Source organism: Paenibacillus wynnii (assembly GCF_030812855.1).
Taxonomy (GTDB): Bacteria; Bacillota; Bacilli; order Paenibacillales; family Paenibacillaceae; genus Paenibacillus_AQ; species Paenibacillus_AQ wynnii_A.
In genome coordinates this window covers 142,915-154,497 of sequence record NZ_JAUSTK010000011.1, presented here as the reverse complement: position 1 = coordinate 154,497, position 11,583 = coordinate 142,915, and the positions used below count along the sequence as shown (strand labels likewise).

The following is an 11,583-nucleotide window of genomic DNA, read 5'->3' as shown; positions in this document are numbered from 1 at the left end:
GAATTTTGTTAGTCACTGGCCGTGACATGATTCTATCTTACAGAGGCGCTCTTTCTTTTGGCAAACGTCATTTCTTAACACCAACAGGAATGCTTTCGTTCCTTTTCGCTTTTGTTATTTTCTTTTGTTCAGCTTATATATTTATTGTTTAGTGTGTTCCCTTAACATCCAAGCGGCTTACTTAGCACGTTTTCTTTTACAAAATTAGAGCTTTCAATTTTTTCAGACAGCTTTTCAAAGAATAAGTCTTCATCGATGGGCAACTCCACCCAGTTGTCGGTCCAAGCCGATAGATACATGGCATTTGAAAGAGTAAGACCCTTAATTCCTTCTTCCCCTGGTGCAAGAAGCGGCTCGTTAAAGGAAATAGCATTCGTAAAATTACGAAGGATACCTATATGCTGTTCGCCTGTACCTTGTTCTACCGGTATTTCACATTTCCAGCATTCCGGGGCACCGAAGCCGCCTGTGAATTCTGCATTGAACTTGGGTTCCGGTATCCGTAGACGCCAGAAAGTCAGTGCCCCGTCTTCTACGACAATTTTTCCGTTATCTCCATTAATTTCAAAACGGTTGGTTCCCGGTGCTTCACCAGTGGTAGTAATAAATAGGCCCGTAGCGCCGTTCTCATATTCCACATAAGCGGTAACATCGTCTTCCACCTCTATATCACGATATTTACCGAAGTGGCAGAAAGCCCGGACCCGTTTGGGCATCATTCCAGTTGTCCACTGCCACAGGTCCAATTGATGCGGATCCTGATTCAATAACACGCCGCCGCCTTCACCGGCCCAACTGGCGCGCCAGCCGCCAGAATTATAATAACTCTGAGACCGATACCAATTGGTGATAATCCAGTTAGTGCGGCGGATTTCACCAAGCTCTCCGGATTGAATGAGCTCTCTCAGCTTTTGATAGAGGGGGTTTGTCCGCTGGTTATACATGATCCCGAATTTTCGATCCGATAGAGCGGCAGCATCGTTCATTTCTTGGACAGCCTTTGTATATACCCCGGCCGGTTTCTCGATCAGCACATGATATCCATAACTTAATGCTTCTATGGCAAGCGTAGGGTGATCATAGTGGGGTGTTGAGATCAGTACAGCGTCAACTGTATTCGATTTAAATAAATCGATAGGATTTTGGAATAAAACTACACTCTCCGGTAAATGCTCCTCAGCCCATTTCAGTCGTTCCGGGTCAATATCGCAAACGGCCATAAGCTCTGCGCCTTTAACATCGTTTAGCAGACTCAAGGCGTGGCTTCGGCCCATATTTCCTATTCCAATAATTCCATAGCGTACTAGCTCCAACGTGGGTCACATCCCTATTCTTTTTAAGTTTATGGTTAGAGAATATACCCAATTGCCAAAAGTTAACATGACTGAAACTAAGAATCTTTTGTCAAATAATAAGATGTATTAGATAAATGAAATCCGGTATAATCAATAACAAACCTTTCTAAAGGAGTGAGACCGTGAATCAGCCGACAACTATTACAGGCCGTCTACTTGAAAATCTAACGGTCACGGTAACACATGCCCAGCTTAGCAGCAAATACCCCGGTTGGAACCGCACGAACGAGACCCCTTCCTTTAATAGGCTGTATTTCATAGATAAAGGTGAAGGAAAGGTGATCCTCAATGGAATCACTCATTTTCCCAAACCAGGTCAACTGATGATTATGCCGGCTGGAAGCAGCCAAACGACTGAGACCTCCCTGGAGAATCCATATACACGTTATTATTGTCATTTCGAGGCCCGTATCGGGGAATGGCCGTTGTTCCACTCCGCTAACAAGCTGTTTATCGGTGACGCTCCCGATCCTGACGCTGCACGGGAAATCTTCGCAGACTTGATCCACCAGCTGCAAAATAACGACGTTCTGTCCACGCTGCGGATTCAATCCAATCTCCTAAGCCTGATGGCCTTATGTCTGGAATCCGGCGGATACACGGATTTCATGCAGGAATTTATTCAGACCCGTGATCAAGGCAAGCTGGCCCATGTCCTTAATTACATTGATGAGCGACTGAATAAATCTTTGGAGGTGGACGAGTTAGCCGAGCTAGTCCATCTTCATCCGAATTATTTCATTCCTTACTTCAAAAAGTTCATGGGTGTTCCCCCGATGCATTATGTACATCTGAAACGTATGGAATTTGCCAAGAGACTGCTGTCCTATTCAGATTCGACCATCTCAGACATCGCGGAACAAGTAGGCATGGAACTGGCCCATTTCTCTAAATATTTCAAAAAGTTAAGCGGTGTCTCTCCTTCTGCTTATCGGAACAGTACCAAATAGGAAATCCGGGTTGTCATCTTAAACCGAACCTTGGACAAAGGTGCTAAAGTGGCAGATCAGTTTACCGCTGCAGGAGGCCAAGCCGTCGCTTATCCCTGTGGGCAGCGATTGTAGTAACGGTCCGTTCGCGGAGCGTCCTCACAAGCACAACCGTCTATCCAACTCCAAAAACAAGGGGTGTCCCAAGCAGCCATTTCATGGCTTATGGGACACCCCTGTTCATCAGATCTTAATCTCTAAAAACTCCTCCAAACGTTTCTTTTGCAAAAAGTGATGGCGATAATGCATTTCAATCATGCAGAACCACTCTTTGGCATTCAATGCACCAAATCTGGGATGTGGGCGTGTGCGATTTGTAGGTATGCTATCGAGCAAGGGTTCAATTTCCCGCATGGTTTGAATGACCTCATTCAAACCTTCGATTAACTGCTCTTTGCTCTCAGGCTGCAACGGGGTATATTCTTTGGAAGCTGGAACCTGAATGGAGATGGGGGGGAAACCTCCCTTTTCAAAAACTGCTGCTCCTGCATCACTTTTAACTTCAGCTATTTCTGGTGTAGCATCCATTACCCGGCAAGCCTCTATATTCCGAAACGTCATATACTGTGCAGATTGTATTAGATGCAAATACATTTGCCCCAGTGACCACTTGTCCTCTTGCGGTTTAAGAAGAAGCTGCTCCATGTTATAAGCTTCCAGATCCTGAAGGTAGATGTTTACTGTATCCTCGAATCGCTGCAGATATTCTTTCGTATTATTCATTAAATCATTTCTCCTTTGTGATTGGTTTGGTTTCAGTATATAAAAACGCTACTGACAGCATTATGTCAGTAGCGTTTTAACATATTTTCGGCTTCCATCCGTACTCTTTGCCTGAGAATCTCTGGCTCCAGCACGACGGCACCTCCACCCCAGCCCAATACCCAATCCAGCACCTCTTCAGGTTCACGTACTCTTAGCGTTACAAGCAGTCCGTCTTCTTGATCTTCCATATGCTCCATGTAATAGTACGGTTTGTCCTTTACCTTGGATGCCAGCTCGGGGCGAATCAATAACCGGACAAGTAGATTTCTATCATCAGCAGGTTTATACGCATGTAACTGGAAGTCGTCTGCTATGACAAACGATTCCTTCAGTAGCTCGAGACTTTGTATTCTGCTTACACGAAAATGTCGAAGCCCTTGCCGGACATGACAAAAGGCAACCAGAATCCATCCTCCATTGATGAACACAAGACCATATGGATCAATTTCGCGAGCCATGCGAGGATCCTCGAAGGCATCCGCTTTAACTTTTGCATAGATCATCCGTACTTTACGTTTCCCCTGTATCGCCTCACGCAAGCTTCCGAGCAGCTCCGTATTCGTCTTGTTGATTCTTCTGGACTTGCTTATAATCTTCATTCCCTCACGAATCCGCAAGGATTCCAGGCGTACACTTTCAGGTAAAACCGCCTCAATCTTACTGCGTCCTGCCATTGCCTTAGCCCTATAGTCCGCATCAAACTGCTGCTCAACAAAATCAATTCCGATCAACAGTGTGACGGCTTCATCCGCCGTGAAGCTCACAGGGGGCAGAAAATAACCCTCCATCAAAGAGTAACCCATCCCCGGTGCGCCTATGACGGGCACTCCCGCTTCACTTAGTGCTTGTACATCCCGGTAAATGGTTCGAACGCTTGTCTCGAAAGTACCCGCTAAATCCTCTGCTCGCTGCATTCCCTTGCGCTGTAGTTCAAGGATAATCGCCAGCAGCCGATCTGTTTTATTCATGGCTTTTCCCCTTATTGTTACTTAGAACAACTGTAGCCCAGCCAAGAATAAATGTCCACTTATTGAATTAACTTCTGCAGCAATAAGGCAGCCAGCTCCTCATGTTGCTCCCAAACCATAGGACGAATATCATTTGAAGGGATAAACAACTGATCAACAGCGGTGCTTCTCACGGTCCACAACACAGGAATATTTAACCCGAGAGCATAACCAGCTGCAAAATACACCTCAGGTGCTTGCCCGCTTATATCCGCTATAAGGAGCTTGCTTTCTGCGATCAGTTCCATAGAAAAGGGCTCAGAATTCACAGTATCGGATGAATTTAAAATTCGCGGCATGTACCCGCACTGTTCAATTTTCGGGAGAACTTTTTCTAACCATTGGACGGAACTCCCTTGTTCCTCCGCGATCAGAAGGACGCAGGATTTCAGCTTTCTTCCCCCGGCCCTAGTAGCAGCTTCTCTCCAGCCGTTTTCGGTGAGCCTAAAGTTCATCCCTTCCCTAAGAATGGATTGCTCGCTTATCAGCCTATCAATGATAAACACCAGCTCTTGTATATTAGGAGAATACGTCAAGTTATAGCTGTGGGTTAAAGGGATCACAACCGGATCGTCCGGCCCTTGGGCGTGTCTGTATAAGTATTGCAGGAACCGATTTCCTTTTTCCTCTAAAGTAACAGGTATTTTAGGAGAATTCATGAGACTCTCTACATCCTCAATCGATAGGGCTACCCTTTCATCGCAATCCGTTTGCTCCCGTATATACGCTGATATTATTGGAAACATCTGATGTTTCTTCCCATGCGAAAAAGCATTGATAGGTTCATAGCTGTCCCTCAGCAGATTATAAGACCCATCGGGCGAACAATGACAGTTTACATACCGATCATAGTCGCCTTGTGCTTCTACGGAGACCAATTCATCACAGAACAAACAATATTTCTTTCCCATCACAGTTTACCACCTCAATTTCTTTAGTCCTCTCCTAGGGTAACAAGTTTTATTTGAAAAGTAGATAAGAAGATATTTCCTTTTAAATGAAAGCTATGCCAATCCAAAAGCATGAACAAGAAGAAATCCAAGTGCTGAGAGCAATACAGACCCAATGAGTCCTGCCAAAAAAGGCTTCTTCCCCAACCGCCGAAACGTCGCTATATCCACGCCCAGCCCAAGCCCCGCCATCGCCATGGCTATCAATAAATAAGCAACAACGAGAATCACCTCTGTGATCTTGCCCGGTAATATCCCTAATGTGTTGAAACCGCTCATCATCAGAAAACCTAATATAAACCAAGGTACAGGAAGCTTTCTCCATTGTATCCCTTTGGGTTTATCCTCTATCTTACGCTCCTTACGTCCTTCCCACACAGCAATGATCATAGCTACAGGAACCAGCATGGCCACTCGGGTAAGCTTCACAATCACCGCAATATCAACCGCTTCCTGCCCTCCCGGCGCAGCCGCTGCGATTACATGTGCCACTTCATGCAGAGTAGCCCCTGACAAGATCCCGTATCCTGTTGGACTTAAACCTAGAATGGAATACAAGATCGTGTATAACAATGTGAAAATCGTCCCCAGTATCGCCACCGTAGCCGCACTTACTGCTATTTCGTTATCGCTTGCCTTGATTTGAGGAGATATAGCAACCACCGCAGCGGCGCCGCAAATCGCCGTTCCGCAAGCCGTTAGGAGTCCGAGCTTCCGATCTACCTTCAACCAGCGGGTTAACCCATACACCGTGAAGAGCGTAAATACAATGTTAATTACGGCAATCGCCCCTACTTTAGGCCCTGCGTGTAAAATATCACCCAAATTAAGCTTCATCCCGAGTAAAATAATGCCGACTCTTAACAGCCTTTTACTTGAAAAAGTGATCCCAGACACCGCTTGGTGTGGGACACCCACAATCGCCCTTAACAGAATTCCCAACAGGATAGCCAGCATAAGCTGCCCCATTATACTTAGGAAAGGAAGAGCGGCTAAACCCTTCGCTGTAACAGACAGTACGAACGTGAGAATTAATCCTTGAATAAACCCCACATTTATCCTTTGGTGTGCTTTGGTTTTTGCCATAAGTGTGTGTTCCATACTTCCTCACTCCCATTCACCGATCAACAGATCTCTTAGCTTCACTATAGAAGTATCGGAGGAGGAAGTGAAATACTACTTTGCTATCTGTATCATTATAAAAACTTATGATTGATTCAAAATATATGCTAAAATGAGCCTAATAACTGAGTATCAGGGTATTAATATGAATAACAATGAGGGATTGTAATGATTGTAGATGCATTGCGAGTGTTCGTAACTGTAGCAGAGCAGAGCCATTTCTCCAAAGCAGGGGAGCTGTTGAACCTCTCTCAACCGGGGGTCAGTCTGCATATTCGGAATCTGGAGAATGAGCTGGGGGCGAAGCTACTCCACCGTTCTCCCAAGCAAGTTCGCCTGACGGAGGCGGGGGCAATTCTTTATAAACATGCCAAGCAAATCTTAACCCACTATGAAGAAGCCGGGCAGGAGATTCAAATGCTGCAGGATCAGGTTACTGGCAGTATACATATAGGAGCCAGCTTTACGGTTGGTGAGTATATTTTGCCGGCAAAGCTTGCAGAATTCGCGAATCAGTATCCGCAGGTCAACCTGCAGGTTACCATCGGAAATACAGAAGAAGTAATTGGGGCCGTACGCACGAATCAACTGGATATTGGATTTATCGAAGGCGAAACACAAGATGCGGACTTAACCGTGATTCCCTATATGAAAGATGAAATGATTGTCGTCTCCCCAGCGGACCACCATCTGTCAGATAATATCGTTGTTGAGAAAGAAATGCTGCGAGATCAAGTGTGGGTACTTCGGGAACATGGCTCAGGAACGCGTGCCTTCAGCGATCATTTCATGCAGGAAACGGACATTCATGTGAAGAGATCCTATGTCTTTAACAGCAGCCAGGGCGTCAAGGAGGCGGTATCTGCCGGACTAGGTATTGCCATGTTGTCCAGGTGGATTGTGCGGAAAGAGCTGGCTAGCGGTGAGATCAAAGAATTGCGGATTAGACACAATCATCTAGAAAGAGACTTTTCCATTATCCGTCATAAAGACAGAACAATCTCCATGGCACTCACTGTATTTTTACAAAAGCTGCTGGTAAGAACCGAAAGCCGAAGAGAATAGTTCTCCCCGGCTCATTGACTCGTTAGTTCAATCCTTTGTAAGCAATCCCATCAATCATCATAAGACAATCCTTATCAATAAATTCTGTTGTTGTTGTCATTCGTGCAGGAAATTTATCTTTTTCAAAATAATCCATAAAAACCCGCTCCATTTCAGGCAGATCAGCAATGTTTTTGAGATATACGTTTACCTTTACAATATTATCCAGAGGAACATTAACTTCATTAAGAGTATCCTTTAAAAATCTAAAAGCTTCGTGAATTTGTTGTGTGAAGCTCTCCCCAAAACCCCTATGTAATCCTAGAAAAATGTAATCTCCTGCTACGACTGCCGTTGAATAACTAAATGGAGTTGTAATCCGTGTGATCATCCTTAGTCCTCCTAATTTGTGTTTTCCAATATTCCCAAGCCTCTAAGTATTCCGACAGATCATGGGGGTGATGCTTCTTACTAAGACCAATACGACAATACAGTTGTATGGATACTTCATCCATCAACCTTGATCTGTCGATAGTACCCTTTTCAATGTCAAGATCTTCGAAGGCTGCAAATAAGGTATTGATATCTAAATCGTCTGGGGAAGAACAAAAGGCATACATAAAATCGTACAGTAAAGGACCTACCATAGGGGAAGGATCTATGACACCCATTAAAGTGGAGTTATCAAAAACAAAATTATGTACTCCAGTATCCCCATGTAACAAGTAACTTTCAGCCTTTTTTTCCTCTTCCTTGAACAATTTATTGACTTGTGATTTCACAAAGTTGTAATCTTCGCTAGTTAAAAGATCTCCGATATTGTTTCGTGCTTCCTCGATGCCTATCTCATTGAATTCTTTCCATGAGTGCAGCGGATACTCTAATCTCCCCCATATATTTGTCTTAGGATATTTGCTGTATGTATTCAATAATTCACGAACAATCACTCTTAACCAGTTGATTTTCTGTCCACGATTAAAGTGAGTTGTACCTTCGATATACGAATAGATTAGATGGGAATGATCTGAGGCTGTATAAAGCACTTTTGGTAGTAGTGTCGAGTTAAGGTGATGATTCAAAAAATCACTGACCATCCGCACTTGTTCGGGATCATCGATTTTTAATATATAGTGGTTGTTCAGTTGGGAATCCAGTCTATATACGAGGCCGCTTGTAGTGCCCGACAGCTTTTTAATCGATACGATTTCATCACTGATATTTTGTAATTGGAATACGTAATTAATCTCCTCAAGCGTAGGTTCAAACGTCATCATGCATCTCCTTTATCCTATCAAGAATTCTATTTACTATTTCATCTGTATTTAAAAGATCTGTATTCATATTGCTCTCCCCTCGAGAAGTTAATCTCAGATATATCGTTTGTTCAGAGGCCGTTAAACAGAAGTGGTATACCTCGTTATCTATGGCTTGAAGACCATTAACAATATAATCAAAGTTCACAGGCTTATATATCCAAATGTCCCATTAATTAAGACGATCACGATATCACCCCCATGATAAAACAGAATATCCGAACTCAATCTCTTAGATCTATCCAACCGCTGTCTCTAGAATCGCTTATTGTTTTAACAGCTATAAGGTCACCTTGTTCATTATAACCCTCGATATTAAAAGGAGTTGAAGCTGCTGTTGAGGGTAGAAAAACGAACCAAATGGTTTCTCCTGTTGTCCCTTTTGTAAGTTTAGCGTTGTAATTACCAGTGCCTTTGATATCAACGGTCACACTCTTAATTGATGCATTTAAGACATCGCCAAAGACTAAAGGAAAGGCCGTTGAGATGCCTTTTATAGCAGGCATACTCATATAATTGAGCGCAGACTTAGATTGCAGAGAACTCCCTATACTGAATTCTCCACCCCAGCCCCATTTCCATCCGAGCCATGTTTTGCGTACATATTCTAACTGTAAATTACTTACTTCCTGTTTATTCCTCTTCATAAAAAGAAGAACGCCGCCTTCAACCGGTTCTCGGTGAATTACATTTATCATCGGACTACGCCTAAACCGTTGAATGGCTTCCTCCGGGGTTTTGCCTAGTGGGATATGAATGGTATTGTTCTGGCCCATCGCCTGAGACATTCGCTGATCTAATAATCCGCCAGGTCTGTCATACATATATACTATTGCATAAAACAGAAGTACAGATGCTAAAATCAGTCCTGAAAATATCCATATCCATCGATTTCGCTTTGTCACAGAATCCTCAACTCTCCTTTGAATTATAGAAACTTCTTAGATTAACTATATAGACTGAACTTTTGATTTACAGGTGAATTCAAAGCCCATCATTAACTTCCAACAGATTCGTATTGATGCTTCTCATAAACGTAGTAACGTTAATTCGAATACAAGGCGCTTGCTACCGCTCCTATGGTTTTCATATTACCTTTCGTTCCTTCTCGCTCTTTGATTTTTTTTCTTCAGCTTATTCAGCTTATTTAGAGGGAATCTTCCCCTCTAATATCAGATTTTAGTACAATATAGATAATTTTGTTGAATTTATAGCGATTTTTTCCGTCTATATGTTGATTAAACGGTTTTATTTATGATTTACAGGGAAGCTTTCCCTCTAAACTTTATTTATGACAGGTACAGAGTCCTCGTAGCAAACTGGTTCTAAAACAAACTTGTTATTATCAGTTACTAGAGAACAAACAAATCCGTGAGTGGTTCTCACCGCTTGGTCCTATATGAACTCCTAAACATCTTCGTAAGGCCTCTCACGGTTGGAAACTCAAAGCCTAACATACTCCATAGTTACTACTACATTCCCAATTCCCAAGGAGTAAATCTTTAGTACAATTTATATAGTGTCTAAATCATAAACTACTTTGGAGGAATTTGACAATGAATTGTACCCTAAAAATTGGATTCTCCGGATTAGCCTTAACCTTAGTGTTTAGTGCTGGAGCTTATGCCGCTACCGCCGTTCCGCAAATATTTGTGAATAGTAATCAAGTGATAACCAGTACACCCGCAAAAATTATTAATGGATTTGTATATGTTCCTTTACGCGCAATTTCTGAGGGGCTTGGGGTCGAAATACAATGGGATAATCAAAGTAAAACGGTTTATGTAGATTCTGATCCGAGATTTGAAAGAGAAATTAGTAGTGTCGCGTATGTATCGAATCAAAATTTAGCTTACAAGTGGATTATAGCTTATGACGAAAGGCAACACCAAGAAGTACTGGAATTGGTTAGCCCGGACTTCATTACGGATATCTATAATGAAAGCTTCCCCGCCGGTACTTACAATATGGCCACTATTGTAGATTTCAAAGCTATTGCGCTTACAGACAATAGTCTGACCGTGCGGATTGTTCAACGTGTAACCGCAGAAGATGACTATAAAATCAAAGTGGAGAAATGGAAATTCACTTATTCGCAAAGCAAAATTAGTTCTGTAAAGGTTGTGCCGAATTCAACGAAATATTTGGATCGCTACACAGTGTTTCCTGGGGCTAATTTCGGGATATGACTCTATACAACAAAATCGTTTTTTGGTATTTTTAATAGATTTTATGGGACTTATTAACTATAATAAATCGGAGTTGATAAGAATAAACCGGGAGGGATTTTCATGAGGAAACATCTGTTCAAAGTGTTATTATCGGTTTTTAGCTTTTTACTACTGCTTTATCCGCTACAAGAACTAAATGCTGCAACAAGTTCTGCAACAGTTAAAACCAATACTTACAAAGGACAACCTATTATACAGATTACACAACCTAATAATAGTAAATCAAAAGCAATTAATTCTATTCTGAAAAATTTTGCTGTTAGTGCTGCTATGCAAGATCTAGAAGCCAAACAAGAAAATTCTGAATATTGGTATAGAACAACTACCAAATTAATGTACAACAAGAATAACAAGTTATCCGTCAGCAATGAGACAAGTTATTACTCGGGCGGAGCCCATGATCAATACTGGACAGATACATATAATTTCGACACTACAACAGGAAAAAGGATTTTTCTAAAAGATATTCTAAATTCGCAAACCAAAATAGATCGGGCAAAAGGTTATATATCTTATGTATTGTTTTATAAATTGATTAAGGGTACAGCTTCCATATTTGAAAACAATATCTATGACTTTCCTTTAGACACTCTTAAGGCACCTTTTTATTTAAGAGATTCAGGAATAACTATTCGATTTAATCCTTATGAAGTCGGACCTTTCTCCGAGGGGATCATAGATGTAACCATACCTTATTCTATAATAAATGGACAAACCCCAGTCCCTGAAATACCTGTCGATACCGATTAAAGTTCCGTACAACCAATAACCCCGCCCAGCAAAATGCTAAACGGGGTTATCTCAGCT

The 11,583-nt window shown here is 42.3% G+C and carries 11 protein-coding genes and 1 pseudogene; 4 read left to right on the top strand and 8 right to left on the bottom strand.

Features of this window, described 5'->3' with window-relative positions; translation table 11 throughout:
• Nucleotides 1-148 precede the first annotated feature (148 nt).
• Nucleotides 149-1,313: pseudogene (locus J2T20_RS13370) on the bottom strand (Gfo/Idh/MocA family protein).
• A 164-nt stretch (nucleotides 1,314-1,477) separates the two neighbouring features.
• On the opposite strand from J2T20_RS13370, the gene J2T20_RS13365 reads away from it, so the two are divergent.
• Nucleotides 1,478-2,305 carry a helix-turn-helix domain-containing protein gene (locus J2T20_RS13365; RefSeq protein WP_307589056.1) on the top strand — a complete coding sequence of 276 codons (828 nt, stop codon included), beginning with the start codon at nucleotides 1,478-1,480 and terminating at the stop codon, nucleotides 2,303-2,305.
• A gap of 222 nt (nucleotides 2,306-2,527) precedes the next feature.
• Here J2T20_RS13365 and J2T20_RS13360 read toward each other — a convergent pair whose 3' ends face one another.
• The 4 genes from J2T20_RS13360 to J2T20_RS13345 form a co-directional block, all read right to left on the bottom strand.
• On the bottom strand, nucleotides 2,528-3,067 hold the full coding sequence (locus J2T20_RS13360; protein WP_307589055.1) for a DinB family protein: 540 nt from the start codon (nucleotides 3,065-3,067) through the stop codon (nucleotides 2,528-2,530).
• A 65-nt stretch (nucleotides 3,068-3,132) separates the two neighbouring features.
• Nucleotides 3,133-4,077, bottom strand: a complete 945-nt coding sequence (locus tag J2T20_RS13355; RefSeq protein WP_307589053.1) for a helix-turn-helix transcriptional regulator — start codon at nucleotides 4,075-4,077, stop codon at nucleotides 3,133-3,135.
• Nucleotides 4,078-4,136: 59 nt separating this feature from the next.
• The gene (locus tag J2T20_RS13350; protein ID WP_307589051.1) at nucleotides 4,137-5,027 is read right to left on the bottom strand and encodes a hypothetical protein; all 891 of its coding nucleotides are present in this window, start codon (nucleotides 5,025-5,027) and stop codon (nucleotides 4,137-4,139) included.
• Between the two features lie 93 nt (nucleotides 5,028-5,120).
• Nucleotides 5,121-6,167, bottom strand: a complete 1,047-nt coding sequence (locus J2T20_RS13345; protein WP_307589049.1) for a YeiH family protein — start codon at nucleotides 6,165-6,167, stop codon at nucleotides 5,121-5,123.
• A gap of 189 nt (nucleotides 6,168-6,356) precedes the next feature.
• Here J2T20_RS13345 and J2T20_RS13340 point away from each other — a divergent pair, with 189 nt between their 5' ends.
• Nucleotides 6,357-7,253, top strand: a complete 897-nt coding sequence (locus J2T20_RS13340; protein WP_307589048.1) for a LysR substrate-binding domain-containing protein — start codon at nucleotides 6,357-6,359, stop codon at nucleotides 7,251-7,253.
• 22 nt (nucleotides 7,254-7,275) lie between these two features.
• Here the strand turns inward: J2T20_RS13340 and J2T20_RS13335 are convergent, their stop codons facing one another.
• From J2T20_RS13335 to J2T20_RS13325, 3 genes are all read right to left on the bottom strand, one after another.
• A complete protein-coding gene (locus J2T20_RS13335) occupies nucleotides 7,276-7,623 on the bottom strand; it encodes a RidA family protein (protein ID WP_307589046.1) in 348 nt (115 codons plus the stop codon).
• Nucleotides 7,595-8,506 (bottom strand): aminoglycoside phosphotransferase family protein, encoded by a 912-nt coding sequence (locus J2T20_RS13330; RefSeq protein WP_307589043.1) that lies wholly within the window; start codon nucleotides 8,504-8,506, stop codon nucleotides 7,595-7,597. The genes J2T20_RS13335 and J2T20_RS13330 overlap by 29 nt, the downstream gene beginning before the upstream one ends.
• Before the next feature lie 263 nt (nucleotides 8,507-8,769).
• Complete coding sequence (locus tag J2T20_RS13325; protein ID WP_307589041.1) at nucleotides 8,770-9,450, bottom strand: hypothetical protein; 681 nt, start codon at nucleotides 9,448-9,450, stop codon at nucleotides 8,770-8,772.
• A 651-nt stretch (nucleotides 9,451-10,101) separates the two neighbouring features.
• On the opposite strand from J2T20_RS13325, the gene J2T20_RS13320 reads away from it, so the two are divergent.
• Together J2T20_RS13320 and J2T20_RS13315 are read left to right on the top strand one after the other, a co-directional pair.
• Entirely contained in the window at nucleotides 10,102-10,734 is a 633-nt protein-coding gene (locus J2T20_RS13320) for a copper amine oxidase N-terminal domain-containing protein (protein WP_307589040.1), read from the top strand.
• 102 nt (nucleotides 10,735-10,836) lie between these two features.
• Nucleotides 10,837-11,526, top strand: coding sequence for a DUF3298 and DUF4163 domain-containing protein (locus J2T20_RS13315; protein ID WP_307589038.1), 690 nt, complete (start codon nucleotides 10,837-10,839; stop codon nucleotides 11,524-11,526).
• The last annotated feature ends 57 nt before the right edge of the window (nucleotides 11,527-11,583 follow it).

Bases quoted from the DNA above. Each gene is read 5' to 3' on its own strand.
- J2T20_RS13330 (WP_307589043.1), bottom strand. From the start codon at position 8,506: ATGATGACGTTTGAACCTACGCTTGAGGAGATTAATTACGTATTCCAA.
- J2T20_RS13360 (WP_307589055.1), bottom strand. From the start codon at position 3,067: ATGAATAATACGAAAGAATATCTGCAGCGATTCGAGGATACAGTAAAC.
- J2T20_RS13340 (WP_307589048.1), top strand. From the start codon at position 6,357: ATGATTGTAGATGCATTGCGAGTGTTCGTAACTGTAGCAGAGCAGAGC.
- J2T20_RS13335 (WP_307589046.1), bottom strand. From the start codon at position 7,623: ATGATCACACGGATTACAACTCCATTTAGTTATTCAACGGCAGTCGTA.
- J2T20_RS13355 (WP_307589053.1), bottom strand. From the start codon at position 4,077: ATGAATAAAACAGATCGGCTGCTGGCGATTATCCTTGAACTACAGCGC.
- J2T20_RS13315 (WP_307589038.1), top strand. From the start codon at position 10,837: ATGAGGAAACATCTGTTCAAAGTGTTATTATCGGTTTTTAGCTTTTTA.
- J2T20_RS13320 (WP_307589040.1), top strand. From the start codon at position 10,102: ATGAATTGTACCCTAAAAATTGGATTCTCCGGATTAGCCTTAACCTTA.
- J2T20_RS13345 (WP_307589049.1), bottom strand. From the start codon at position 6,167: ATGGAACACACACTTATGGCAAAAACCAAAGCACACCAAAGGATAAAT.
- J2T20_RS13350 (WP_307589051.1), bottom strand. From the start codon at position 5,027: ATGGGAAAGAAATATTGTTTGTTCTGTGATGAATTGGTCTCCGTAGAA.